22 protein-coding genes and 1 pseudogene are annotated in these 24802 nt (G+C 61.2%); 10 read left to right on the top strand and 13 right to left on the bottom strand.

The features are described 5' to 3' along the window. Positions 1–95 precede the first annotated feature (95 nt). Complete coding sequence (locus tag GF111_RS12800) at positions 96–1376, top strand: DUF3748 domain-containing protein (RefSeq protein WP_147190059.1); 1281 nt, start codon at positions 96–98, stop codon at positions 1374–1376. A gap of 30 nt (positions 1377–1406) precedes the next feature. Here the strand turns inward: GF111_RS12800 and GF111_RS12795 are convergent, their stop codons facing one another. Further along, on the bottom strand, positions 1407–1754 hold the full coding sequence (locus GF111_RS12795) for a YceK/YidQ family lipoprotein (RefSeq protein WP_016929593.1): 348 nt from the start codon (positions 1752–1754) through the stop codon (positions 1407–1409). Between the two features lie 309 nt (positions 1755–2063). On the opposite strand from GF111_RS12795, the gene ibpA reads away from it, so the two are divergent. The 3 genes from ibpA (at position 2064) to GF111_RS12780 (ending at position 4832) form a co-directional block, all read left to right on the top strand. Then, positions 2064–2477, top strand: a complete 414-nt coding sequence (gene ibpA, locus GF111_RS12790) for a small heat shock chaperone IbpA (protein WP_004933919.1) — start codon at positions 2064–2066, stop codon at positions 2475–2477. A gap of 100 nt (positions 2478–2577) precedes the next feature. After that, a complete protein-coding gene (gene ibpB, locus GF111_RS12785) occupies positions 2578–3006 on the top strand; it encodes a small heat shock chaperone IbpB (protein WP_147190061.1) in 429 nt (142 codons plus the stop codon). Between the two features lie 167 nt (positions 3007–3173). After that, positions 3174–4832 (top strand): putative transporter, encoded by a 1659-nt coding sequence (locus GF111_RS12780; protein WP_047729572.1) that lies wholly within the window; start codon positions 3174–3176, stop codon positions 4830–4832. 10 nt (positions 4833–4842) lie between these two features. Here GF111_RS12780 and GF111_RS12775 read toward each other — a convergent pair whose 3' ends face one another. The 4 genes from GF111_RS12775 to GF111_RS12760 all read right to left on the bottom strand — a co-directional run bounded on the left by GF111_RS12775 (position 4843) and on the right by GF111_RS12760 (position 8968). Further along, positions 4843–5223, bottom strand: coding sequence for a type II toxin-antitoxin system VapC family toxin (locus tag GF111_RS12775; RefSeq protein ID WP_055317375.1), 381 nt, complete (start codon positions 5221–5223; stop codon positions 4843–4845). After that, on the bottom strand, positions 5223–5444 hold the full coding sequence (locus GF111_RS12770) for a ribbon-helix-helix domain-containing protein (RefSeq protein WP_038875999.1): 222 nt from the start codon (positions 5442–5444) through the stop codon (positions 5223–5225). The genes GF111_RS12775 and GF111_RS12770 overlap by 1 nt, the downstream gene beginning before the upstream one ends. A gap of 74 nt (positions 5445–5518) precedes the next feature. Next, positions 5519–6769, bottom strand: coding sequence for a valine--pyruvate transaminase (locus GF111_RS12765; RefSeq protein ID WP_004933935.1), 1251 nt, complete (start codon positions 6767–6769; stop codon positions 5519–5521). Positions 6770–6904: 135 nt separating this feature from the next. Then, positions 6905–8968: an alpha-amylase gene (locus GF111_RS12760; protein WP_038875997.1), complete on the bottom strand. Its 2064-nt coding sequence runs from the start codon at positions 8966–8968 to the stop codon at positions 6905–6907. Between the two features lie 195 nt (positions 8969–9163). Between GF111_RS12760 and GF111_RS12755 the strand changes: the two genes are divergently transcribed. After that, the gene (locus tag GF111_RS12755) at positions 9164–9316 is read left to right on the top strand and encodes a hypothetical protein (RefSeq protein WP_168166338.1); all 153 of its coding nucleotides are present in this window, start codon (positions 9164–9166) and stop codon (positions 9314–9316) included. Between the two features lies 1 nt (position 9317). On the opposite strand, the gene ghrB is transcribed toward GF111_RS12755, so the two are convergent. The 6 genes from ghrB to GF111_RS12725 form a co-directional block, all read right to left on the bottom strand. Further along, on the bottom strand, positions 9318–10295 hold the full coding sequence (ghrB, locus tag GF111_RS12750; RefSeq protein WP_055317377.1) for a glyoxylate/hydroxypyruvate reductase GhrB: 978 nt from the start codon (positions 10293–10295) through the stop codon (positions 9318–9320). A gap of 73 nt (positions 10296–10368) precedes the next feature. Continuing rightward, a complete protein-coding gene (locus GF111_RS12745) occupies positions 10369–11637 on the bottom strand; it encodes an MFS transporter (RefSeq protein WP_055317378.1) in 1269 nt (422 codons plus the stop codon). Positions 11638–11777: 140 nt separating this feature from the next. Next, a complete protein-coding gene (locus tag GF111_RS12740) occupies positions 11778–12743 on the bottom strand; it encodes a sugar kinase (protein ID WP_038876064.1) in 966 nt (321 codons plus the stop codon). Positions 12744–12750: 7 nt separating this feature from the next. Then, positions 12751–13503: a sugar phosphate isomerase/epimerase gene (locus tag GF111_RS12735; protein ID WP_038875991.1), complete on the bottom strand. Its 753-nt coding sequence runs from the start codon at positions 13501–13503 to the stop codon at positions 12751–12753. 166 nt (positions 13504–13669) lie between these two features. Next, positions 13670–14704 (bottom strand): LacI family DNA-binding transcriptional regulator, encoded by a 1035-nt coding sequence (locus tag GF111_RS12730; protein WP_038875990.1) that lies wholly within the window; start codon positions 14702–14704, stop codon positions 13670–13672. Positions 14705–14830: 126 nt separating this feature from the next. Beyond that, positions 14831–15493, bottom strand: a complete 663-nt coding sequence (locus GF111_RS12725; protein ID WP_016929583.1) for an OmpA family lipoprotein — start codon at positions 15491–15493, stop codon at positions 14831–14833. A 215-nt stretch (positions 15494–15708) separates the two neighbouring features. On the opposite strand from GF111_RS12725, the gene GF111_RS12720 reads away from it, so the two are divergent. Continuing rightward, entirely contained in the window at positions 15709–16761 is a 1053-nt protein-coding gene (locus GF111_RS12720; RefSeq protein ID WP_370633554.1) for an ISL3 family transposase, read from the top strand. A 15-nt stretch (positions 16762–16776) separates the two neighbouring features. On the opposite strand, the pseudogene GF111_RS12715 reads toward GF111_RS12720, so the two are convergent. Then, positions 16777–17196 (bottom strand): annotated as a pseudogene (locus GF111_RS12715) (N-acetyltransferase); the annotation flags it as partial. Then, the gene (locus GF111_RS12710) at positions 17193–17759 is read right to left on the bottom strand and encodes a DNA-3-methyladenine glycosylase I (protein ID WP_038875986.1); all 567 of its coding nucleotides are present in this window, start codon (positions 17757–17759) and stop codon (positions 17193–17195) included. The pseudogene GF111_RS12715 and the gene GF111_RS12710, both read right to left, overlap by 4 nt. Before the next feature lie 196 nt (positions 17760–17955). Here GF111_RS12710 and GF111_RS12705 point away from each other — a divergent pair, with 196 nt between their 5' ends. The 4 genes from GF111_RS12705 to GF111_RS12690 all read left to right on the top strand — a co-directional run bounded on the left by GF111_RS12705 (position 17956) and on the right by GF111_RS12690 (position 24712). Continuing rightward, the gene (locus GF111_RS12705) at positions 17956–19944 is read left to right on the top strand and encodes an autotransporter domain-containing esterase (protein WP_047729566.1); all 1989 of its coding nucleotides are present in this window, start codon (positions 17956–17958) and stop codon (positions 19942–19944) included. A gap of 744 nt (positions 19945–20688) precedes the next feature. Beyond that, positions 20689–21606 (top strand): glycine--tRNA ligase subunit alpha, encoded by a 918-nt coding sequence (gene glyQ / locus GF111_RS12700; protein ID WP_004933966.1) that lies wholly within the window; start codon positions 20689–20691, stop codon positions 21604–21606. A gap of 9 nt (positions 21607–21615) precedes the next feature. Continuing rightward, on the top strand, positions 21616–23685 hold the full coding sequence (gene glyS / locus GF111_RS12695) for a glycine--tRNA ligase subunit beta (protein ID WP_038875981.1): 2070 nt from the start codon (positions 21616–21618) through the stop codon (positions 23683–23685). 307 nt (positions 23686–23992) lie between these two features. Beyond that, positions 23993–24712: a DUF3053 domain-containing protein gene (locus GF111_RS12690; protein ID WP_147191817.1), complete on the top strand. Its 720-nt coding sequence runs from the start codon at positions 23993–23995 to the stop codon at positions 24710–24712. Positions 24713–24802 lie beyond the last annotated feature (90 nt).

Below are 24802 nucleotides of genomic sequence, written 5' to 3'. Positions count from 1 at the left end.
AAAATCCTCCCGCCTTACCCGCGCAGGCCATGTGAAACGCTGTCGCCGATCCGGTAAGATGGCGACTCAGTGCCGGCATGCGCAGGAGAACCGCCATGAGCCATCGGGAAAAACAACTGACTTTCGACCCTCGCGGGCATCAGTTAACCAATATCAACGTCTGGACGCCGGACAGCCAATGGCTGGCTTATGACGTGCGCCCGCGCGGCGCCTCTTTCACCGGTCTGAGCATCGAGCGGGTCAACGTCGCCAGCGGCGCGGTGGAGGTGGTTTATCGCGCCCAGCACGGCGCCCACGTCGGCGTGGTCACGGTCAGCCCCGATGCGCCGGCGCGTTATGCCTTTATCCACGGTCCGGAGCACCCCGACAGCGCCTGGCAGTATGATTTTCACCACCGCCGCGGGGTGATCGTCAGTGAACCGGATCGCGAGTTGGCCATCACCCTCGACGCGCTGGATATCACCGCCCCCTACACGCCCGGCGCGCTGCGCGGCGGCAGCCATGTGCACGTTTTCAGTCCGGACGGCAGCCGTCTTAGCTTTACCTACAACGATCACGTCATGCACGAACGCGATCCGGCGCGCGATCTGCGCAACGTCGGGGTGGCCGTGCCGCTGCACGGGGTCAATCCGCCGAAACAGCACCCGCGCGAGTATGACGGTAGCCACTATTGCGTGCTGGTCAGCGAAACCGTGCCGCAGCCGCAGCCGGGCAGCGATCAGATCAATCGCGCCTACGAAGAAGGCTGGATCGGCCGCGAAGGTTACCGTAAGGCCGACGGCAGCCGGCAGCGCTGGGCGCTGGCGTTCATCGGCGATACGCTGTCCGCCTCCGGCGAGAAGCTGCCGGAGGTGTTTATCGTCGATCTGCCGGAGAACGATGCCGATTACGCCAGGGCGGGCGCTTTGCCGCTGCAGGGGACGGAAAGCGAGCTGCCGGCGCCGCCGCAGGGCGTCAGGCAGCGGCGGGTAACCTTTACCGGCGATCGTCGTTATCCGGGCGTTGCCGGTGTGCCGCGCCATTGGCTGCGCAGCTCGCCGGACGGCAGCCAAATCGCATTTTTGATGAAGGACGGCGGCGGCGTGGTGCAGCTGTGGACGGTGTCGCCGAACGGCGGGGAGCCTCGCCAGGTGAGCCGCAGCGAGCATGACATCCAGTCGGCGTTCAGCTGGCACCCGCAGGGCGGGGCGATTGCTTTGGTGTGCGATAACAGCGTGATGCTGTGCGAGGTCGCCGGCGGCCGCCTGCAGCGTTTAACGCAGCGCAGCGCGCAGCCGCCGTCGGCGGATGCCGTGGTGTTTTCACCGGATGGCAAGAAAGTGGCGTTTATGCGCGAGATAGCGGGGTTCAACCAGATCTTTGTGGTTGAGGTGTAAGGCGGGCCTGGCGGCCCGCTGCGTGCGCGATTAGTGGGTGGCGGTGCTGTCGTTGCCTTCGCCGGGATTGCCGGTTGCCGCCAGATTCTGCTGCTCGCTGCGCAGGATGCGCGCTTTTGGCGAGTCTGCGGTGGCGTCGTTGCCGGAACGCAGATAGTCGTAAGGCAACAGTACGGTGTCCATCACCGCGGAGAACGGCAGATCCAGCGCCACCAGCGGCATCATCGCCCAGCTGGTGTTGTCGTCCTTCAGCATGTCCACGCTGGCGCGGGTGCCGGGATAGTAACCCTGATTCGGGCCGGTATGGCTCATCACGCTGGAGCAACCGCTGGTCGCCAACAACATGCAGCCCGTCGCTATCGCTTTCATCGTCGTCATTAATCCATCCTGCAGGGTTGCTGTTCCCCTAAATTAAGCTGATTTATAACATCCTGTTGCTGCTTTTAAAGAAGCAAAATCCCGCTCTGTGGCGGCTCTCTCACTTTAGTGTAAGTGGTAAAAAAACTTTCGCCTAATCGGTGCGAAGTTTTTTTGATCCTCGCCTGTTGAATTGATGAAATCAACCCCCATTTTATCATCAGAGCCGAATTGAGAATTCGCCGTAAGGGAATTCTGGCTTAATTAGCCTGTCCAGAGTGGAAGGCGTATTTATTTCAACCTCGCTGAAGTGCCTTAGGAGGCTGTTTTATGCGTAATTTTGATCTTTCCCCGCTATACCGTTCCGCCATTGGTTTCGATCGCTTGTTTAACGCGCTGGAAGCCGGTCAGAGTCAGGGCAACGGCGGTTATCCGCCTTATAATGTCGAGCTGGTGGACGAAAATCATTATCGCATCGCCATCGCGGTAGCCGGGTTTGCCGAGCAGGAGCTGGAGATCACCACGCAAGATAATCTGCTGATCGTGCGCGGGGCGCACAATAACGAACCGGCAGAAAAAACCTATTTATACCAGGGCATCGCCGAGCGTAATTTCGAGCGTAAATTCCAGCTGGCCGAACATATTCAAATTAAAGGCGCCAAACTGGAGAATGGCCTGTTGTATATCGACATGCAACGCATCGTGCCGGAAACATTAAAACCGCGCCGCATCGAAATTAAATAAATTCCCGTTTCGCCGGCAGGTACGCTGCCGGAAAATAATACCTAGCCTGCCGTCAGGGGGCTGAATAAACACATCTCGCTTAATGAAAGGAGTTGTTCCTATGCGTAATTACGATTTATCCCCGCTTCTGCGTCAGTGGATTGGTTTTGATAAATTGGCCAGTTCAATGGGTGGCCAGGAACCCCAGGGGTTCCCACCGTACAACATCGAGAAAAGCGATGACAATCACTACCGCATTTCTCTGGCGCTGGCCGGTTTCCGGCAGAGCGAACTGAATATCGAAGTGGAAGGGCCGCGGTTGACTGTCAGCGGTAAACCTACGCCGCCGGAAAAACAGGTCGAATACCTGCATCAAGGCCTGGTGTGCAAAGAGTTCCAGCTGACCTTCACCCTGGCGGAGCATCTGCAGGTGTCCGAGGCCAAATTTGAAAACGGCCTGCTGCACATCGATCTGGTGCGTCAGGTGCTGGAAGCCTTGCAGCCGCAGCGCATCGCCATCGGTGCGACGCCGGAGCTGGAAGCCAAATAACCGACTGAAAAACGGTCATCATCATGCGGGGGAGATCCAGACGGATCTCCCCCGCTGCGTTATGTGGCGCACGCCACAGTCCCCCCGTCTGTCCGATGTCATAATCCTTGTTAACTGTGTGCTTTTAACTGCGAATTCCCGATTCAACTTTGGCAAGGATGTGATCTATGAGCGATATCGCCCTGACCGTCAGCATGTTGGCGCTGGCGGCCGTCATTGGGCTGTGGATGGGGAACTGGAAGCTGTACGGCGTCGGGCTGGGCATCGGCGGCGTGCTGTTCGGCGGCATCCTGGTCGGTCACTTCGCCCAGAGTGGGCAAATCAGCCTGAACGGGGACATGCTGCACTTTATCCAGGAGTTCGGCCTGATCCTGTTCGTTTACACCATCGGTATTCAGGTCGGCCCCGGTTTCTTCTCTTCGCTGCGCGTCTCCGGTCTGCGCCTCAACGCCTTCGCGGTGCTGCTGGTGCTGACCGGCGGTGTCGTGGCGGCGGCGGTGCACAAGCTGTTCGACGTGCCGCTGCCGATCATCCTCGGCGTGTTCTCCGGCGCGGTCACCAATACTCCGGCGCTGGGTGCCGGTCAACAAATCCTGACCGATCTCGGTTCCGATCCGGCGTTGGTGGACGGGATGGGCATGGGCTACGCCATGGCCTATCCGTTCGGCATATGCGGCATTCTGCTGGTGATGTGGCTGATCCGGCTGTTTTTCCGCATCAACATCGAGCGCGAGGCGCAGGCGTTTGAAAGCAGCCTGGGCAATCAGCGTGAGCTGCTGCACGCCATGAACGTGGCGGTGCGCAACCCGAATCTGCAGGGCATGGCGATCAAGCAGGTGCCGCTGCTCAACGGTGAAGCGATCGTCTGTTCGCGCCTCAAACGCGGGGAGCTGCTGATGGTGCCGGCGCCGCACGAGCGGCTGGAGCTTGGCGACTACCTGCATCTGGTGGGCAAACGCGAAGATCTGGAAAATGCCCGGCTGGTGATCGGCGAAGAGGTGGATGCCTCGCTGTCGACGCGCGGCACCGCGCTGCAGGTGGTGAGGGCGGTGGTGACCAACGAGCAGGTGCTGGGCAAGAAAATCCGCGATCTGAACCTGAAGCAGAAGTATGACGTGGTGATTTCACGCCTCAACCGCGCCGGCGTGGAGCTGGTGGCCGGCAGCAACGTGACGCTGCAGTTCGGCGACATTCTCAACCTGGTCGGTCGGCCGGAGGCCATCGACGCGGTGACGGCAATCGTCGGCAACGCCCAACAAAAACTGCAGCAGGTGCAGATGCTGCCGGTCTTTATCGGCATCGGCCTCGGGGTGCTGCTCGGCTCCATTCCGCTGTTCGTACCCGGCTTCCCGGCGGCATTGCGGCTGGGGTTGGCCGGCGGGCCGCTGGTGGCCGCGCTGATCCTGGGGCGCATCGGCAGCATCGGCAAGCTGTATTGGTTTATGCCGCCGAGCGCCAACCTGGCGCTGCGCGAACTGGGCATCGTGCTGTTTCTGGCGGTGGTTGGATTGAAATCGGGCGGCAACTTCATCGATACGTTGTTGCACGGCGAGGGGCTGACGTGGGTCGGGTACGGCGCGCTGATCACCGCCATTCCGCTGCTGAGCGTCGGTATTCTGGCGCGCACGGTGGGCAAGATGAACTATCTGACGCTGTCCGGCATGCTGGCGGGATCGATGACCGATCCGCCGGCGCTGGCGTTCGCCAACGGTCTGCATCCCACCAGCGGCGCCGCCGCGCTGTCTTACGCCACCGTGTATCCGCTGGCGATGTTCCTGCGCATCATGTCGCCGCAGCTGCTGGCGGTGCTGTTCTGGACGCTGTAACGCTGCCCGACTACAGCCGGTAAGGCATTAACACGCCGTTGTCAGTGCCAAAATCTTTGGGGTTGCGGGAGATGAGCGTCCGGAACCCCACCTGCGCGGTGGCCCAGATAATGGCGTCCGGCAGCTTCACATGCTGTGAGTGGCGCAATTCTACGGCGCGTTCGGCAACTTCATCGGTAATAGGCAGCAGCAGGAATTGCCCTAAAAACTGGCGCGTTTTCAGCTCCAGCGTCGGCCCCTGTTTTTTGGCACCCACCATCACTTCCATCCAGGTGATGGCGCTAATAGCCGGGTTGATGTGGTATTCGGTCAGAACGTCTTTGGCTTGAGGAATGCCGTTGAGATAATCGATCAGGATATTGGTGTCGAATAACGCCCGTTGAGCCACCATTATTCCCACTCCTCGCGCTGACGATTTTCGTAGTCTACGCCATCGCCCATCGCCCCGGACCAGAGCCCGAAGGCATTGCTGGGATCTTCAACGTGGTTCTCCGCCAGATAACGGGAGACGGCCTGACGGATGATTTCGGCCCGGGGAACGTGGCGGATATTTTTCAGATTGTCGAGCTGCCGCAGGTCTTCTTCAGGTAAATCGATCACGATGCGAGTCATCGCTAGCCCTCCAAAAAAAGATATACGATATATGCATCGTATATCTTTATCGGTCAATTTTCAATCAGCCGGCGTTAGCCTTCCTGATGCGCGCGTTCGATCTCTTCCGCCAGGATCGCCACGCCGCGCTCGATTTTCTCCGGGTCGGGCACGTAGTTCATGCGCATGCACTGGTGGGTATGCGGCCAGTCGTGCTCCAGCCCCGGGAAGAAGTAGTGGCCCGGCACCATCAGCACGCCGCGCTTTTTCAGGCGCTGATACAGCACTTCGGTGGTGATCGGCAGATCCTTGAACCACAGCCAGAGGAAGATAGCCCCTTCCGGTTTGTGGATCAGGCAGCGCTCCGGCGACAGGTAGCGGCGGATAATCTCGATGGTGTGCTCGACGCGCTGTTTGTAGAACGGGCGAATCACCTCGTTCGACAGGCGCAGCAGATCGCCGCGCGCGATCATTTCCGTCGCCATCGCCGGCCCCATGCTGCCCGGCGACAGGCTGATGATGCCGTTCATGTTGGTCAGCGCGGTGATCACCTTCTCGTCGGCGATCACGATGCCGCAGCGCGAGCCCGGCAGGCCGAGCTTGGACAGACTCATGCACAGGATGGTGTTCGGGTTCCACAGCGGCGTGGCGTCGCTGAAGATGATGCCGGGGAAAGGCACGCCGTAGGCGTTGTCGATCACCAGCGGAATATCGCGCTGCTGCGCCAGCAGGTCGAGCTTCATCAGCTCTTCGTCGGTGATCACGTTGCCGGTCGGGTTGGTCGGCCGTGAAACGCAGATCATGCCGATGTCGTCGCCGATGGTGAGGTGTTCGAAATCAACGTGATACTTGAACTGGCCGTCCGGCAGCAGCTCGATGTTCGGCTTGGCGGAGACGAACAGCCCTTCGTCCAGCCCGGCGTCGGCATAGCCGATATATTCCGGCGCCAATGGGAACAGCACGCGGCGGCGCGAACCGTCGGCATAGCGGCCGGCGAACAGGTTGAACAAGTAGAAAAACGCGCTTTGGCTGCCGTTCGTCAGTGCAATATTCTGTGGCGAAATCTCCCAGCCGAGCTCGTCACGCAGCAGATTGGCCAGCGCTTTCAGCAGCGCGTCCTTGCCTTGCGGGCCGTCGTAGTTGCACAGCGCTTCGGTCAGTTTGCCCTGATCGAGCATCTCCTGGCACAGCTGTTTGAAGTAGGCTTCCATCTCTGGGATCTGCGCCGGGTTGCCGCCACCGAGCATGATGGCACCGGGGGTGCGCAGGCCTTCGTTCAGGTCGTCCATCAAACGGGTAATGCCCGCATAACGGGTAAATTTTTCGCCGAAAAGTGAGAAAGTCATAGGTGCAGCAGTACTGTTTCTTAGCAGGTAATCCCCCACCATACCGCCAGACAAATCCCGCTGCAATGCGGCCGACAAATCGACCAATGGGCACAAACTTCGCCCATTAGTCGATTAGTAGCATATTACACTGGATTATTGTGACCGTTCGCCGGCCCACACCACCATCACCTTATCGTCGCCGAGCCGGCGGCTGAAGGCGTAGTAGGCGGCGTGCGGCTGCGGGGTTTGCACGCCGCCGCCGATCGCCGGGTGGCGAGCGCGGAACTGCCCCAACCGTTGCCAGTGGGCCAGCAGCGGGGCTTTTTCTCCCAGCAGTTCACGCCAGTTCATGTCGGAGCGGGTGCCCTGCAGCGGATCGGAACCGGTTGGGCCGAGCGGGCGGCCGCTTTCATCGCCGTAGTAAATCTGCACCGCACCCGGCGCCAGCAACAGCAGGTTCGCCGCCCGCTGTTGCAGCGGCAGCGAGCCTTTGGCGTCGCCGGCGAAGAACAGCCGGGTGTCGTGTGAAGAGAGGTAGCTCAGCACGTTGAAATCCTGCAGCCGCTCGGCCATCTGCCGGTAGGTGGCGTCGATGTCGGCAAAGCAGCCCAATGCCTGCGACGCCTGGTCCTGGAAGTCGAAGTTGATCATCGCGTCGAAGCCGTTTTGGTAATAGTCGCTTTTCATCACCCCGTGGCCCCAGGCCTCGCCGGTCATCCAAAACGGCGCGTCATCCAGCGCCTGCTGCGGATGCTCCGCTTTCCACGCCGCCAATGCCGCCGTGGCGCGCTGCTTCAACAGCGCCAGCGTAGGTTTTTCCACGTGCTTGGCGGTATCGACGCGAAAACCGTCGATGCCGTAATCGCGCACCCACTGGCTGAGCCAGACGGTCAGGTAATCGCGGGTGGTGGCGCCGGGCATGTCGCGCGCGGCGGTGTCGGGTTTGTGGCGATAGAACAGTGGCAGGCCGCTGGCGCCGGGCGCTTCGGTTTTGATGTCCGGCAGGAAGGCCAGCGACATCGTCAGGTCGTCATAGCCCGGTGAGTCATAGTCGCCGATGTCGGTGCGGATCCAGTTTTTCCCCCACCATTGGCGCCAGCCCGCTTTGTCGCTGAAGTTGATGTAGTCGTTGAAGCTGTGCCAGTTTTGCCCCGGCCCGGGGCGCCAGTCGCTCCAGTTTTTCCCCAGGGTTTTCTCCACCTCTGTACCTTGCAGATACAGCGAGCCGAAGTGGAACGTCTGCATATCCGCCAGCGTGGCGTAACCGACATGGTTCACCACCACGTCGAACAGAATGCGAATGCCGCGCCGATGCGCTTGCTCGACCAGCGTGCGCAGCTCCTGTTCGGTGCCCATGTTGGCGTCGAGGCGAGTCCAGTCCAGTGCGTAATAGCCGTGATAGGCGTAATGCGGGAAATCGCCTTTGGTGCCGCCGCCAACCCAGCCGTGGATCTGCTCCAGCGGCGAGCTGATCCACAAGGCGTTGACGCCCAGCTGCTGCAGATAATCCAGCTTCTGCGTCAGGCCGGCCAGATCGCCGCCGTGAAAGGTGCCTATTTCCTGCAGGCCGTCGCTGCGGCGCCCATAGCTGTGGTCATTGGCCGGGTTGCCGTTCTCAAAGCGATCGGTCAGCACGAAGTAGACCGTGGCGTTATGCCAGCTGAACGCCGCCGGTTTCGCCGTGGCGGCGGATTCCAGCAGCAACAGGCCGCCGCTGGCGGCGGCGGGCTGCAGCGTGATTTTCCCCTGGCTCACCTGCGCCGTTTGACCGGAATAGAAATCGCGCAGCGTTTCGCCTTCGGCGAAGGTGGAGGCGACGTCGATCGTGACCGGCTTGCCGTCCCAGCGCGGGCAGCTGCGGACGGCAACGGCGGTGTTTTCCGGCGCGCTGCTCAGGCTGAGCTGCAGCGTCGGCGTGCCGCTGCGGGTGTCGATGCGCACCTGATAATCGCCGGCGCGGAACTGCCGCCAGCTGACCGGCGGATGAGTGCCGCAGGGCTGCAGCGACAGCGTCTGGTTAAGCTTCACCGCCTCGGCCGGCTGCCAGCAGTGGTTATCCTGATACAGCCGCAGCGGCAGCTGGCCTTTGGGAAGCGCGGCCTGGCTGGCGAACAGCCCGGCGGCAGTTTCGTCGAAGGCCGGGAAGCCCGGCAGCGTCCAGCCGGCCAGCGCCGAAGGCGACAGCAGCATCAACAAGGGCAGGGGTAACAGTTTCATGGCTCTCCTTACGCGCGGCAGGAAGCGTTTTTTCGCAGGGTAGCGCCCAGTGTGGCAAACGGTGGAAAAATGGCCTCCTCCCTGCGGGGGTTTTTCGGGGAGGAGAGGAAGGGCGGAGCGTTTTCGGATTGATTCGGCTTGGCTTTGCGCGCGCGCTGCGGCAGATTAAACGATGAACATCAAAGGAGGTTAGCGATGACGGACAAAAACTGGCGAGAAGAGATCGTTCAGGCAATTCAGGATGCCGAATTGCAGCACTTCGCCGAAGAACATCAGCTGCAGGCGCTGTTCGCACCGCAGCAGGAAGAGCAACACGGCCGGTTATCCGCAGACCACCGGCCGTGCTGAGTTATTTCCGCAACAGCTGCGGGTTGACGCAGTTTTCTTTCACCGTGCCGGTCAACGCGGCGATCAAATTATCCACCGCACAGGCGGCCATGCCGTAGCGCGTTTCATGGGTGGCGGAGCCGATGTGCGGCAACGCCACCACGTTCGGCATGCTGAGCAGCGGCGAGTTGGCCGGCAGCGGCTCTTTCTCGAACACGTCCAACCCGGCGGCGTGGATCACGCCGTTTTGCAGCGCTTCGATCAGCGCCTGCTCATCCACCACCGGCCCGCGGCCGGCGTTGATCAGAATGCCGCTTTTCTTCATTTTCGCCAGCTGATCGCGGCCGATCATGTGGAAGGTTTGTTCGGTCAGCGGCAGCGTGATGCAAACGAAATCCGACTCGGCCAGCAGGGTATCCAGATCGCAGCGGCGCGCGTTAAAGCGCTGCTCCGCTTCTTCGTGCGTGCGGCGGGCGTTGTACAGCACCGGCATGCCGAAGCCGAAATGCGCGCGCTGCGCCAGCGCCAGGCCGATACGCCCCATGCCGAGGATGCCGATGGTTTTATGGTGCACGTCGACGCCGAACCAGTCCGGCCCGATGCTGCCGCGCCATTCGCCGGCCTTCACCCGCTCGGCCACTTCCACCAACCGGCGTGCGGTCGCCAGCACCAGGCTCATGATGGTGTCGGCGACGGTTTCGGTCAGCACCGTCGGGGTGTGCATCAGCAGCACGTTATGGGCGTTGAGCGCCTCGACGTCGAAGTTGTCGTAGCCGACGGAAACGGTCGAGGCCGCGCGCAGTTTGGGCGCCTGCTGCAGGAAGGCTTCGTCAATTTTACCGCCGGAACCGATGATCCCTTCGGCCTGCTGCAGCGCCTGGCGCAGTTCGTCGCGGTTCTCCGGCTGCAGGCCGTTGAAGGCGTGCACGGTGAAGTGCTGTTCCAGACGTTCACGCAGATCGGCAGGCAGGCTTTTGTACAATACGATAGAAGGCTTCATCACGAACTCCAGCTGGGCCAAAGGGGGCATGGCGCCCCCCCGGTTGGGTTAACAGATAAAAAGTATAACCGGATCAAGCCAATTGCGGCTGGATCTCGTTGCGGGCGGGTTTGACGATCAGCGTCAGCACCACCGCCACCACCAGTGCGATGGCCATAAACATGTAAGAGGCCGCCGGGCTGCCGGTGGCGCCATTCAGATAGCCGACGAACCACGAACCGAAGAACGACCCAAGCGCGCCCATGCTGTTGATCAGCGCCATGGCGCCCCCGGCAACGTTTTTCGGCAGCATTTCCGGAATGATGGCGAAGAACGGCCCGTAGGGGGCGTACATCGCGGCGCCGGCGACCACCAGCAGGCCGTAGGAGATCCAGAAGTGGTTGGTGCCCACGGCGTAAGAGCCGAAGAACGCCAGCGCGCCGATCAGCAGCAGCGGCCAGACGAACAGCTTGCGGTTTTGCATTTTGTCCGACGCCCAGGAGACCACGATCATGGCGATGGTCGCCGCCAGGTAAGGCACCGCGGACAGCCAGCCGGCTTCCACCATGCCCATCTGCATGCCGCTGCGCAGGATGGAAGGCAGCCACAGCACGAAGCCGTACACGCCGATGCTCCAGGCGAAGTACTGCACGCACAGCAGGATCACGTTGCGCGAACGGAAGGCTTCGCCGTAGTTGCGCACGGCCTTGATGCCTTTCTGCTCTTCGTCCAGCTGCTGTTGCAGCGCCTGTTTCTCCTCGGCGCTCAGCCAGCCGGCCTGCGCCGGTTTGTCTTTCGCCAGCACCCACCAGCAGAACGCCCAAATAACCGCCGGAATGCCTTCGATGATGAACATTTCACGCCAGCCGAAGGCGTGGATCAGGTAGCCGGACACCACCGACATCCACAGCACCGTCACCGGGTTGCCGAGGATCAGGAAGGTATTGGCGCGTGAGCGCTCCGATTTGGTGAACCAGTTGCTGATGTAGATCAGCATCGCCGGCATCACCGCCGCTTCCACCACGCCGAGGATAAAGCGGATGGCGGCTAACATCGGGATATTGCTGACCACGCCGGTCAGCGAGGCGCAGCCGCCCCACAGGATCAGGCACCAGAAGATCAATTTTTTGACGCTGCGGCGTTCGGCGTAGATGGCACCGGGAATTTGGAAGAAGAAATAACCGAGGAAAAACAGCGCACCCAGCAGCGAGGCCATGCCTTTGGTGATGCCGAGATCTTCATTGATGCCGGCGGCAGAGGCGAAGCTGAAGTTGGCGCGATCGAGATAGGCCAGGCTGTAGGTGATAAACACGATGGGCATGATGTACCACCAGCGTTTGGCCGCGACAGTCGCTTTGTTCATGTTCAGTATCCTTCAGTGGTGTTGCATCCCCTTCGCCCGGCACGCTGGGCATGCAAGACAAAGGGGCAGATGCTCTCCCGACGCGTCCCGGTTGTAGGGCCAGAGGCTGACGTCATGCGGAGAAGTCGTTTTTTTTATTGTTATTCGGCCAGCGCCGCGCGGGTTGGCAGGCCTTCGCTGTCGCCGATGGCCTGGATCGCCAGCGAGCCGATTTTGTTGCCGCGCTGCACCGCCTGTATCAGCGTTTTGCCTTCCAGCAGGGCGCTGAGGGTGCCGACGGCAAAGCCGTCACCGGCGCCGACGGTATCCACCACGTTGTCGACCTTGACCGCGGCCACTGCCGCCTTGTCGCCGGCGGCGGTTTTAAACCAGGCGCCGTCCGGGCCGGTTTTGATGATCACCGCCTGCACGCCGCGTTCCAGATAGAAATCGGCGATGCCTTCCGGCGTCGATTGGCCGGTGAGGATCTGCCCCTCTTTCAGCCCCGGCAGCACCCAGTCGGCGGCGAACGCCAGCTGGTTCAGCTGCTCGATCATCACCTCGCGGCTGGGCCACAGCACCGGGCGCAGGTTGGGGTCGAACGAAATGGTTTTGCCCATGGCGCGCATTTCGCGCGCCGCATGGTGGCACAGCGCCAGCGACTCGCTGGACAGCGCCGCCGCCACGCCGCTCAGGTGCAGGTGGCGCGCGGAACCAAAATACTCAGGGTTGAAATCGGCGACCGACAGGTGGCTGGCCGCCGAGCCTTTACGGAAGTATTCCACGCTGGGATCGGTACCATCGGTGGTTTTGGATTTCACCTGAAAACCGGTGGGATAGTGGCCGTCGACCGTCACCTGCCGGTAGTTGATGCCTTCTTTTTTCAGCTGCTGCAGGGTGAAGCGGCCGAACGAATCGTTGCCGACGCGGCTGACCCAGCCGACGTTCATGCCCAGACGCGCCAGGCCGATCGCCACGTTCAGTTCGGCGCCGGCGATGCGTTTGGTGAAGGTTTCCACCTCCGCCAAATCGCCGGTTTGCGCCGCCACGAACATCGCCATGGCTTCGCCCAGTGTGACCACATCCAGGGGCGCCTGCTGCGCCGTCGTTGCCGTTAACGTTGTCATCATGGGGTTACTCCGCACGCAAAATATTGACGTAATGGCGGGTGACGGCTTCCAGGTCATCGCCCTGCAACGGGAATTCGATGCCGCGCGGCGCATCGTGCGGCAGGCGGGCCAGCAGATCGCGCCAGCTGCCGTCGGTATCGTCCAGCGCGACGGCGCGCCAGCCGCGCGGGCCTTGGGTGGCGGCTTTGACGTGCACGTAACCGACGTGGCGGGCCAGGCGCTCGGCGGCGGCGAAGGCGTCTTGCCCCACCCATAGCCAGTTGGCCATATCGAAGGTCATGCTGACCGGCAGGTGGCTATCTTCCGCGGCGTGGAAAAAGGCGTTCAGCATCGACAAAATGCCGCAGTCCGGCGTCTGATCGTTTTCGACCACCAGTTTGACCGGGTGCTGTTCCAGCGCCACTTTCAGCTCGGTAAAATCGAAGCCGGGGCGGAAATGGCCGAGGGACAACTTCAGCCGGCGCGCGTTCAGCGCCTGCGCTTCCGCCAGCAGCGCCGGCAGGTTAGGGTTCAGCGTATGTTGCGGGGTGAACAGCGCCTCAGGGGCCGAGTAGACGGCGAACAGCTGCTGGCGTTCAATCTCTTGCGCCAGGGCCGGCAGGCTGTCCAGTTCGCCGGCGGCGAACAGTTCGCGGCGGATCTCCACCCCGTCGGCGCCCGCGCCGGCGATGATGGGTAACAGCGCGCGCTGGCCGCCGTGTTGTTTGACGGTATCGGTGCCGTAGGCGCCGGTGACCACGATGATTTCTGTTTTCATTTTGACTCCTGAGGCGGCATTGTTGCCGCCGCTGCTGTTACCGGTACGTTAAATGGAACCGGTTCCAGCGGAAAGCGACAGAGTGTAAAAATATGATCGCAATCACGAAGCTGAGCAAAAAACAGCCGATGAGGGCGGGGCGGGCAACGGCCCCGGAGAAGGCAGGTTAGCGGGTGGTGGAGCCGCGGACGATCAGCTCGCCGGAGAACATCTGCTCGCCGCTGGGGGCAGCCAGGCCCTGAATGCGCTGCACCAGCCGCTCCAGCGCCGCGTGCCCCATTTGGTAGGTGGGCTGTTTCAGCGTGGTGATGCCGACGCCCGCCAGCTCCGCCCACTCCAGCTCGTCAAAGCCCAGCAGGCCGATGTCGTTGCCCCACTGAATGCCGAGCCGGCGCATGGCGCGCGCCACCTGCAGCGTCAGGGCGCCGTTGGCGGAGATCACCGCCTTGCGCATGCCGCGATGGCGGCCGCTGAAATCGCTCAGCACCTGCTCCAGCTTCTGCCGATCGTTGAGCGGCGTTTCGGCCTGCTCCGCCAACAGCGTGGGGTGCTGTGCCATGGTGTGTCTGAAAGCGTGCAGGCGTTCGAGACGGGTATTGACCGTACCGAGCGGCTCGCTGAGGAACAGGATCGCTTCGAAACCTTGTTGCAGCAGATGTTCGGTGGCGACGGTGGCGGCTTCGCGGTTGTTCAGGCCCACCACGTCGCAGGCGAAGTCGGGGATTTTGCGGTCGATCAGTACCATCGGCAGCATCGACTGTTGCAGCGTGGATAACGCTTCCTCGCGCATGCCGACCGCGTTGACCACGATGCCTTCCACCCGGTAACTGCTGAGCAGCTGCAGGTAGTGCTGTTCCTGATTGACTTCGTTGTTGGTGTTACACACCAGCAGGGTAAAGCCGTGCTGGCGGCAGGCGGCCTCGATGCCGCGCATCACGTCCACCGAATAGGGGTTGGTGATATCGGCGAGGATCAGGCCGATCAGGCGGGTCTGGCCGCCTTTCAGGCTGCGCGCCATCTGGCTTGGCCGGTAGTCGAGCTGCCGGATCGCCTGTTCGATGCGCTGTTTGAGATCGTCGGAAAGCAGGTGTTGTTCACCATTCAGATAGCGCGACACGCTGGTCTTGCCGGTTTTGGCGATGCTGGCCACATCGCTGATGGTGGCGCGTCCCGAGGCGCGCGTTGCCTTGACAGTGCTCACAGCCGATCCCTCCTGCGGTTAATTGCCAAGGAGACTACCATACCCGATGTGCGGGCGGGAGTATTGAAGGGTAAGGAGAAAATCGCAGGGAGGCGGCGGGGCGCCGGTTGCGCGCCCCGCACGGGATTACTGCAGCGGGCTGAGGGTGATCTCGACGCGGCGGTTTTGCGCCTTGCCTTCCGCGGTGCTGTTGGAGGCGATCGGGTTGTCCGGGCCGGCACCGGTGGTGCGGATACGGTTTGCCGCCACGCCCTGGGTGATCAGCGCGCTGGCTACGCCGTCGGCGCGCTGCTGCGACAGGTTCATGTTGAGCGAGCGGGAGCCGGTGCTGTCGGTGTAGCCGACAACGTTGACCGCGGTTTTCGGGTACTCTTTCAGCACCATGGCGACGCCGGTCAGGGTGTTGGCGCCCGCCGGTTTCAGCGTGGCGCTGCTGCTGTCGAAGGTCACGTTGTTCGGCATGTTCAGCACGATGTTGTCTCCCTGGCGGGTGACGCTGACGCCGGTGCCTTTCATCTTGTCGCGCAGTTTGGCTTCCTGCACGTCCATGTAATAACCTGCGCCGCCGCCCAGTGCCGCACCGGCCGCCGCGCCGATCAGCGCGCCCTTGCCGCGATCTTTCTTGGAAGAGGACAGCACGCCGACACCGGCGCCCAGTGCGGCCCCGAGGCCTGCGCCGATGCCGGATTTGCCGACTTCGGATTCGCCGGTGTATGGGTTAGTGGTACAGGCCGACAGCGTGAGCGCTACGCTCACTGCACCGGCAATAATTGCAATGCGTTTTTTCATGTTCTTGTCCTTAATGGCATCAAAATCTGTACGCGCCTGCCCAAAACGGGGGCGCAAAAAATAGGCGACGCAGGTGGGGCCCGCGTCACCGCGCTACTATGACGCGTTGACTCGCCGGCAGTTCCGGAGAAAAACGTGACAAATGATGAGCGCGGGGAAGTGCTGGGGGGAGTTATGCGGCAAAACGCCGGGCGACGCCATGCAGCGGATTCCTAATTGCGCGCATCCGGGGTGCGGATGCGCCTTTTTTAAGCTTTATCGTCAATTCCTTCTCGCATCCTTCTGCCAACTCCCTGCTTATCCAGCTCCAGCCTGACGCTGCCGTCATGCCCTGTTGTCGTCGTTGTGAGCGGCGGGTGCCTGTTGTGCATGATGTTTCCTTCCGCCGAGTGCGTGAACGCCAGCTGCTCGATTGGGTCGTCTGGCTCAACGTCCCCGTCCGGCGCCTGTGTTGCCCCCATTGCGGGGTCACCACCGAAAAAATCAGCTGGTTGCCTGAACGCCAGAGATATACCACGACGCTATCCGTATGGGTTGAGTCACTGGTCCGTTTACTGCCGATTAAACATGTTGCACAACTCACCGGACTGCACTGGCATACGGTCAAGAATATCGACTACCGGCGTCTGCTGCGGGAACGGACAGAGCCGCAGCGCCATACCCTCCGCCGTCTGGTGATGGATGAGTTCGCCCTGTTCAAAGGACATCGTTATGCCACCGTGGTGATGGATGCGGATACGCAACAGGTGTTGTGGGTGGGCGAAGGCCGCAGCAGAGCGGCCTTCCGCCCCTTCTTCGTCTGGCTGGGCGCTGAAGGCTGTGCCGCTATCCAGTCTGTCGCCATGGATATGAATACGGCGTTAGACCTGGAAGTCAGGCATCACTGCCCGCAGGCGGAAGTGGTCTATGACTTGTTCCATGTGGTGGCAAAGTATGGCCGGGAGGTTATCGACCGGGTCCGCGTCGACCAGGCCAATCAACTCCGTGATAACCCAAAATCGCGTCAGGTCATCAAACGCAGCCGCTGGCTGCTGCTGCGCAACCCCGAAAACCTGCCCGAAGGGCATGAGGTAAAGCTCACGGAGTTGCTGGAGGCGAATCAGCCGTTGAATGTGGTCTGGCTGATGAAAACAGCGCTGAAAGAACTGTGGTACGCCCCGAGTGAACAAGAGGCGCAGAGACGCTGGGTAAGCTGGTACAGGCAGTCTCAGGAAAGCGGAATCAAGGCGTTGCAACACTTCGCCGAGAAACTGAGCCCAATGGGTTGAATTTTCGACTGCCGACCAGTTCATGATCAGCGTATAGGCCTGGGTTTCTTCATTGAACAGGCGCTGCGTCACCTGAAAGCCGTGCTTGTGGTAGAACGCGCAGGCACGCAGGTTCTGCTGGTACACCTCCAGGCTGAGCCGGCGGTAGCGCTGCTGCACGTGCGTCATCAGCACCTGGGCGACGCCGCGGCCGTGAAACGCTCGATCGACAAACAGCGCGCCGATGAACTGCTCGTCCAGCACGCTGATAAAGCCAACGATCTCGTCGTGATGCCAGCAGGCCCAGCTCTGCGCGCGCGGCAGGTAGTTTTCCCGCACCAGCGCGGCGCTCTCACGCCAGTACTTTTCCGCCACGAACGGATGGGCGGCGATGGTGCTGGGCAGCCACAGCGCCATCAGCCGTTCGAGATCCTCCGGGCCACAGGGGCGGATCACCGTGGCTTTGGGTAGCAGATGCACCCCGTCAGATGATCGTTCACCAGCCCGCTGGCCTGCATGAAGGCGTAACAAATGGTGGAGCCGATAAACTTGAAGCCGCGCTTTTTCAGCGCCTTGGACATGGCGTCGGACTGTTCGGTTTTGGCCGGCACCTGGTTCAGCGCCTGCCAGCGATTGAGCTGCGGCCGGCCGCCGACGAAGTCCCAAATGAAGGCGACGAAATCTTCGCCGGCCGCTTCCATCGCCAGATAGGCCTTGGCGTTGGTGATGATGGCTTCTATCTTGCCGCGGTGGCGGATGATGCCGCTGTCCTGCAGCAGGTTTTCCACGTCCTCTGTGGTCATGGCGGCGACACGCTGCGGATCGAAACCGTGGAAAGCGCGACGGTAATTCTCGCGCTTTTTCAGAACGGTGATCCAGGAAAGGCCGGCCTGTTGCCCCTCCAGACACAGCATTTCAAACAGCTCGCGTGCGTCGGTGGTGGGCGCGCCCCATTCCTTGTCGTGATACTCGAGATACAACGGATCGGCCGTCACCCAACCGCAACGTTCGTCTGCCATCCTGACTGTCCTTATGCTGTGTTTATGAACAGTAATCATCGCTCGTAGCGCCGAACTTGGCAAGCCTCTGATTGTTTTGTCATCAGCCCGCTTGACGTGACGAAAAAGCCGACAATAGTTACTACATGGCCGGTGGAAAACCGGTCAATGATAAAAACGACATTGCCTTCATTTGTAGGCTCTCAGGAGTCGATTCATGCCTCTGAAAATAACGTGCATGCCCCGCCCGGCGGCGCTTGCAGTGGCACTACTTTGCAGTGTGACCCTACCGGCTCAGGCGTACGATCAACTGTACGTCTTTGGCGACAGCCTGAGCGATACCGGAAACAACGGCCGGTTCACCTATGACGGCAACCAGCACTTGCTGTACGACGAAGCGTTGGCGCAACGCATCGGAGCGGCGCTGGTGGCTTCGGACAACGGCGGTGAAAACTACGCCGCCGGCGGCGCCGTTGCGGTGCCGGGCCTGAACCCGGTCGACAACACCCAGGATCAGGTGCAGCGCTACCTGAACCGGGTCAACGGCCAGGCCGACGGCGACGGGCTGTATATTCATTGGATCGGCGGCAACGATCTGGCGGCGGCGGCGCTGAATGCCGCTACCGCGCCCGGCGTGGCCTATAACAGCGCTGCGGCCGCCGCCGCGCAGGTGCATTCGCTGCTGAACGCCGGCGCCGGCACGGTGATCGTGCCAACGGTGCCGAACATCGGTTCCACGCCGCAGCTGATGGAATTGATCATTCAACAGGCGCTGTCGCCGGTGCAGGGGGCGGCGATCCAGGCGGCCTATGCCACGCTTAATTCGGTGGCGACGCCGGACAACGCTTCACGCACGCAGGCGATCCACGCGGCGTTGGCCACCGCGGCGAAGCAGGGCAGCGCCATTCCTCAGGTGCAGCAGGCGATCGCCGCGCAGCTTATCGCGGCGTATGACAGCCTGAGCGCGCAGGCCGCCCAGCTGACCGATTTCTATAATCAAAGTGAAGACCGTCTGCTGGCGCAGGGCGGCGGCAATATCGTTCGGGTGGACGTCAACAAGCTGTTCGCCGAAGCGATCGCCAATCCGGCGCAGTTCGGCTTCGCCAACACCGCCGGTATGGCTTGCCCGCCGGGCGTTTCCTCGGCGGTTTGTCGTTCCGATATGCCCGGCTTCGACGCCAGCCAGTCCTATCTATTCTCCGACCATTTCCACCCCAGCCCGCAGGCGCACCTGCTGATTGCGGATTATATTCAGGCGGTGTTGGATGGCCCGGCGCAGGTGGTGGCGCTGAATCAGGCGACCGCGGCGATGGCGCGCGACAGTCGCGCCACGCTCGACAGTCGCTTCCAGCAGCTGCGCAACGGCGACAACCCGCAGGGATCGCTGGGCGTGTTCGGCGGTTACGCCGGCCAGCACTACGACTATGCCGATAACCGGGCGGCGGGGGACGGCAATGCCACTACCCACAACCTGACCGTCGGCGTGGACTATCAGCTGACCGACAGTTGGTTAATCGGCGCGTTGATCGCCGGTTCCAACGACGATCAGCATCCTTCCAGCCGCTTTGATTACAAGGCGCGCGGGCTGCTGCTGTCGGCCTTCAGTTCGCTGGCGCTATTCGAGCATGGCTGGGTCAACGCCGATCTGCACTATGCGACGATGGATTATGACGACATCCGCCGCAGCATGCGGCTGGGGCCGCTGACGCGCACCGAAACCGGTTCGACCACCGGCAAGCAGTGGGGCGCGCGCGTGACCGCCGGCTATGACTTCCCGATTACTTCTTACCTGACCACCGGGCCGGTCGCGCAGTTCGCCTGGGATTACAGCCGCGTTTCCGGCTACGGTGAAGATGGCGATGACAGCACCGCCATGCGCTTCAACGATCAAACCTACCACTCGCAGATCGGCGCGCTGGGTTGGCGGCTGGATACGCAATTCGGCGTGTTTAACCCTTATGCGGAAGTGAGTTATCAGCATCAGTTCGGCGACGACGTCTACCGCGCCGGCGGTGGCTTGAAATCGACGCAAACCTCGTTCACCCGCGACAGTGCGGGCCAGGACAAAAACTGGGTGGATGTCACGCTGGGGGCCAACATGCCGTTGACGGACAGGGTATCGGCCTTCGCCACCGTGTCGCAAACCGGCGGGCTGAGCAGCGGCGAGCAGTTTATGTATAACGTCGGCGTCAGCGCGCGTTTTTGAATTGGCCATCGGCGCGCTCAACGGCGCAGGATAAGCCATAAGGTCTGATAAGGGATTTAAGCGGAGGGCGGCCTGGAGTGAATTATGCGGGCCGCAATGACGTTGGCGGAAATACAAAAAAAAACTGATCCTATGAAAGGATCAGGTAGCCACTTGGCCAACACCAGGGAAAATTTTATTTATTATTGTATAACCAAAGATTAACTGTCAATTTGTTTCTGTGGCCCGTTTGCACCGTATTTCATCCCTCACCTTCCCTTCATGCCCAGAGCCTCGGTCCGCCGTGCGCTATCGCCTTATTTTTCACGTTAATAAGAAATAATCTGGCACTTGATCACATTATCTCTCGGTGAGGGGAGTTTTTTAGTTGATAAAATTAACAAAAATAACATTGTCGCAACTTTATCTTGTGGCAAATATAAGGATATGCGTACGTAAATCAGCCTGAATTTGGCCGGTGAGGCGAGATATAGCGTTCAGCTAATTGCTTATTTAAACGGCGGCGGGTGATGTTTTTGTTAAGTGTGCCTAATGAATTTGGCGGCGTCACGCCTTTCAGGCCGGCTCGTGGATGGCGAGGGGCCGGCCGGAGCGCCGTGTCTTCACGCTGCGGCTGACGTGTGAAAATCCAGCGCTTCTCACCCCGATTCGCACTTGTTGCCGGATTCTGGCTGTATATCTTACGGTCAAAGGGTATACTGGCCCATTCCATCTAAATCCACTTGTATCGCGTGCGAATTCAACATGCAAAAGTTTGATACCAAGACCTTCCAGGGCCTGATCCTGACACTGCAGGATTATTGGGCGCGCCAGGGCTGCACCATCGTTCAACCATTGGACATGGAAGTCGGCGCGGGAACCTCACACCCGATGACGTGCCTGCGCGCACTGGGGCCGGAGCCGATGGCCGCCGCCTATGTGCAGCCATCCCGCCGCCCGACCGACGGCCGCTACGGCGAAAACCCGAACCGTCTCCAGCACTACTACCAGTTCCAGGTGGTGATTAAGCCGTCGCCGGACAACATTCAGGAACTCTACCTGGGCTCGCTGAAAGAGCTGGGTCTGGATCCGACCATCCACGACATTCGCTTCGTGGAAGACAACTGGGAAAACCCGACGCTCGGCGCCTGGGGCCTGGGTTGGGAAGTGTGGCTGAACGGCATGGAAGTGACGCAGTTCACCTACTTCCAGCAGGTCGGCGGCCTGGAGTGCAAGCCGGTGACCGGCGAGATCACCTACGGCCTGGAGCGCCTGGCGATGTACATCCAGGGCGTGGACAGCGTGTACGATCTGGTGTGGAGCAACGGCCCGCTGGGTGTTACCACCTACGGCGACGTGTTCCACCAGAACGAAGTGGAGCAGTCCACCTACAACTTCGAATACGCCGACGTCGACTTCCTGTTCTCCTGCTTCGAGCAGTACGAGAAAGAAGCCCAATCGCTGCTGGCGCTGGAAAAACCGCTGCCGCTGCCGGCCTATGAACGCATCCTGAAGGCGGGCCATACCTTCAACCTGCTGGACGCGCGCAAGGCGATTTCGGTGACCGAGCGTCAACGCTACATTCTGCGCATCCGCACGCTGACCAAAGCCGTTGCCGAAGCCTACTACGCTTCCCGCGAAGCGCTGGGCTTCCCGATGTGCAACAAGAAGAACGAGAACTAAGAGGCAGCCATGACTCAACAGACTTTCCTGGTGGAAATCGGCACGGAAGAGCTGCCGCCGAAGGCGCTTCGTTCCCTGGCGGAATCTTTCGCCGCCAACTTCACCGCCGAGCTGGACAACGCCGGCCTGGAACACGGTGACGTGAGCTGGTTCGCCGCACCGCGCCGCCTGGCGCTGAAAGTGGCCAACCTGAGCGCGGCGCAGGCCGATCGCGAAATTGAAAAACGCGGCCCGGCGATCGCCCAGGCGTTCGACGCCGAAGGCAAACCGAGCAAAGCGGCCGAAGGCTGGGCGCGCGGCTGCGGCATCACCGTCGATCAGGCGGAACGCCTGGTGACCGACAAGGGCGAGTGGTTGATGTACCGCGCCCACGTCAAAGGCCAGTCGGCGCAGCAACTGCTGGCCGGCATGGTCAGCACCGCGCTGGCTAAACTGCCGATCCCGAAACTGATGCGTTGGGGCGACTCCGACGTGCAGTTCGTGCGTCCGGTACATACCGTCACGATGCTGCTGGGCGCCGATCTGATCCCAGGCACCGTGCTGGGCATCGACTCTGCGCGCACCGTGCGCGGCCACCGCTTCATGGGCGAAGCCGAGTTCACCCTCGACAACGCCGACCAATACCCGCAGATCCTGTTGGAGCGCGGCAAAGTGGTCGCCGACTATGAAGCGCGTAAAGCCCTCATCAAGCGCGATGCAGAGCTGGCGGCGCAGAAGATTGGCGGCAAGGCCGATCTGAGCGACAGCCTGCTGGAAGAAGTGGCCTCGCTGGTGGAATGGCCGGTGGTACTGACCGCCAAATTCGAAGAGAAATTCCTGGCGGTGCCGGCGGAAGCGCTGGTGTACACCATGAAGGGCGACCAGAAGTATTTCCCGGTGTATGACGCCGCGGGCAAACTGCTGCCGAACTTTATCTTCGTGGCCAACATCGAGTCGAAAGACCCGCAGCAGATCATCTCCGGTAACGAGAAGGTGGTGCGTCCACGCCTGGCCGACGCCGAGTTCTTCTTCAACACCGACCGTAAGAAACGCCTGGAAGATAACCTGCCGCGCCTGGAAACCGTGCTGTTCCAACAGCAGCTGGGCACCCTGCGCGACAAAACCGACCGCATTCAGGCGCTGGCGGGCTGGGTTGCCGGCCAGATCGGCGCCGACGTCAACCACGCCACCCGCGCGGGCCTGCTGTCGAAGTGCGACCTGATGACCAACATGGTGTTCGAATTCACCGATACCCAGGGCGTGATGGGCATGCACTACGCGCGCCACGACGGTGAGGCGGAAGACGTCGCCGTTGCGCTGAATGAGCAGTATCAGCCGCGCTACGCCGGCGATGCGCTGCCGCAGTCGCTGGTGGCCTGTTCCCTGGCGATCGCCGACAAGATGGACACCCTGGCCGGCATCTTCGGCATCGGGCAGCATCCGAAAGGCGATAAAGACCCGTTCGCGCTGCGCCGCGCCGCACTGGGCGTGTTGCGCATCATCGTCGAGAAAAACCTGCCGCTGGATCTGCAGACCCTGACCGAAGAGGCCGTGCGCCTGTACGGCAGCAAGCTGACCAACGCCAAAGTGGTCGACGAGGTGGTGGAATTCATGTTGGGCCGCTTCCGCGCCTGGTATCAGGAAGAAGGCCACGCGGTCGATACCATTCAGGCGGTGCTGGCGCGCCGTCCGACCAAGCCGGCCGACTTCGACGCACGCGTCAAGGCGGTGTCTCACTTCCGCACGCTGGAAGCGGCGGCGGCGCTGGCTGCGGCCAACAAACGCGTCTCCAACATTCTGGCCAAGTCTACCGAAACGCTGAACGACAGCGTGCGTGCCTCGGTGCTGAAGGACGCGGCGGAGATCCAGCTGGCGACTCATCTGGTGGTGCTGCGCGACAAGCTGCAGCCGTACTTCGCGGCGGGCAACTACCAGGAAGCGCTGGTGGAGCTGGCTGCGCTGCGCGAGCCGGTGGATGCGTTCTTCGACAACGTGATGGTAATGGCGGACGATGCGGAAGTACGCGTGAACCGCCTGACGCTGCTGAGCAAGCTGCGTGAACTGTTCCTGCAGGTGGCGGACATCTCCGTGCTGCAGTAAGCGATTCTCTGCTGTGAAAAGGCGCCTGCGGGCGCTTTTTTTATTTCCGTTTCCTGGGCGCGAAGGCAAGGTCGCCTGGCGATTTGGGGGGCGACTTGGGGAAATTGAAGCGTCCGGTCGCCGACGGCAATGAACCTCAGTGCATTTTGCGCACGATTTTCAACCGCACCCGGCCGGGGCAATGCTCATCGCAAGCGGAATCGCGTATCGGAACGCCGCCAGTTGATCTATTCTTATAGGCGCACGGAGTGCGGAAAAAGGGGCGGAGTCCAATGAAAAAGCAGGTTTATAACAGGAGTTATGTCACATGGCGGTAGGGATCCAGAGCAGAGGTTTCGCGCGTTGGTTGGCACCGGTATTGGCATTGTTGGTGGTCATGCAATTGACCGCCTGCGGCGATAAAGAGCCGGAACAGCGCAAAGCATTTATCGATTACTTACAGAATACCGTGATGCGCAGCGGGGCGAACATCCCCACGCTGAGCGAAGATCAGAAGCAGAAGTTCGGCAACTATGCCGGCGATTACGCGATTTTGGTCGGCTTCTCGCAGCAGCTGTCCAAGTCGGTCGGTGCCAGCCTGACGCCGGCGCTGGATCAGATTAACCAGATCCGCACCGCGCAGGACTATCTGAACAAACGCGATGCGCTGCAGCAATCGGTCGGGGCGTTGAACCTGCTGGGCCAGCAGATCCAGTCCGCCAAATCACAGGCGGATACCGCCCGCGCGGCGCTGAAGCAGCCCGACGATCTGAAGGCGGTGTACAACCAGGCCTATGACAAGATCGTTACCGCACCGGCCAACGCACTGATGCCGGCGATCCCGACCACCGCCAGCTTTGTGCAGGATCTGGTGCAGGTCGGCGATTTCCTGCAGAGCCAGGGCAATCAGGTCAGCTTCAACAACAATGGCGTGCAGTTCCGCACCGCGCAGCAGGTGGTGCAGTACAACACCATGATGTCGAATCTGGTGGCCAAACAGCAGAACCTGATGAATGCGCAGAAAACCATTCAAAGCGTGACGCAATAACGCCTCCACGCACGCAGCAGGCCGGCATTACCGGCCTGTTTTATTTCCCCTCAGCGTTTCCAATAGCTTGCTGGTTTATTGCGCAGGCTT

Source organism: Serratia sp. HRI (assembly GCF_010119335.3).
Classification (GTDB): Bacteria; Pseudomonadota; Gammaproteobacteria; order Enterobacterales; family Enterobacteriaceae; genus Serratia; species Serratia nevei.
This window is presented reverse-complemented; position numbering and strand designations above follow the sequence as displayed.

Excerpts from the sequence above, each read along its gene's own strand:
- GF111_RS12705 (WP_047729566.1), top strand. The coding sequence starts at position 17,956 with ATGCCTCTGAAAATAACGTGCATGCCCCGCCCGGCGGCGCTTGCAGTG.
- GF111_RS12765 (WP_004933935.1), bottom strand. The coding sequence starts at position 6,769 with ATGACTTTCTCACTTTTCGGCGAAAAATTTACCCGTTATGCGGGCATT.
- GF111_RS12725 (WP_016929583.1), bottom strand. The coding sequence starts at position 15,493 with ATGAAAAAACGCATTGCAATTATTGCCGGTGCAGTGAGCGTAGCGCTC.
- GF111_RS12770 (WP_038875999.1), bottom strand. The coding sequence starts at position 5,444 with ATGACTCGCATCGTGATCGATTTACCTGAAGAAGACCTGCGGCAGCTC.
- GF111_RS12745 (WP_055317378.1), bottom strand. The coding sequence starts at position 11,637 with ATGAACAAAGCGACTGTCGCGGCCAAACGCTGGTGGTACATCATGCCC.
- ibpB (WP_147190061.1), top strand. The coding sequence starts at position 2,578 with ATGCGTAATTACGATTTATCCCCGCTTCTGCGTCAGTGGATTGGTTTT.
- glyS (WP_038875981.1), top strand. The coding sequence starts at position 21,616 with ATGACTCAACAGACTTTCCTGGTGGAAATCGGCACGGAAGAGCTGCCG.
- GF111_RS12760 (WP_038875997.1), bottom strand. The coding sequence starts at position 8,968 with ATGAAACTGTTACCCCTGCCCTTGTTGATGCTGCTGTCGCCTTCGGCG.
- GF111_RS12800 (WP_147190059.1), top strand. The coding sequence starts at position 96 with ATGAGCCATCGGGAAAAACAACTGACTTTCGACCCTCGCGGGCATCAG.
- GF111_RS12795 (WP_016929593.1), bottom strand. The coding sequence starts at position 1,754 with ATGACGACGATGAAAGCGATAGCGACGGGCTGCATGTTGTTGGCGACC.
- GF111_RS12755 (WP_168166338.1), top strand. The coding sequence starts at position 9,164 with ATGACGGACAAAAACTGGCGAGAAGAGATCGTTCAGGCAATTCAGGAT.
- ghrB (WP_055317377.1), bottom strand. The coding sequence starts at position 10,295 with ATGAAGCCTTCTATCGTATTGTACAAAAGCCTGCCTGCCGATCTGCGT.
- glyQ (WP_004933966.1), top strand. The coding sequence starts at position 20,689 with ATGCAAAAGTTTGATACCAAGACCTTCCAGGGCCTGATCCTGACACTG.
- GF111_RS12780 (WP_047729572.1), top strand. The coding sequence starts at position 3,174 with ATGAGCGATATCGCCCTGACCGTCAGCATGTTGGCGCTGGCGGCCGTC.
- GF111_RS12740 (WP_038876064.1), bottom strand. The coding sequence starts at position 12,743 with ATGACAACGTTAACGGCAACGACGGCGCAGCAGGCGCCCCTGGATGTG.
- GF111_RS12775 (WP_055317375.1), bottom strand. The coding sequence starts at position 5,223 with ATGGTGGCTCAACGGGCGTTATTCGACACCAATATCCTGATCGATTAT.
- GF111_RS12735 (WP_038875991.1), bottom strand. The coding sequence starts at position 13,503 with ATGAAAACAGAAATCATCGTGGTCACCGGCGCCTACGGCACCGATACC.
- GF111_RS12690 (WP_147191817.1), top strand. The coding sequence starts at position 23,993 with ATGGCGGTAGGGATCCAGAGCAGAGGTTTCGCGCGTTGGTTGGCACCG.
- GF111_RS12710 (WP_038875986.1), bottom strand. The coding sequence starts at position 17,759 with ATGGCAGACGAACGTTGCGGTTGGGTGACGGCCGATCCGTTGTATCTC.
- ibpA (WP_004933919.1), top strand. The coding sequence starts at position 2,064 with ATGCGTAATTTTGATCTTTCCCCGCTATACCGTTCCGCCATTGGTTTC.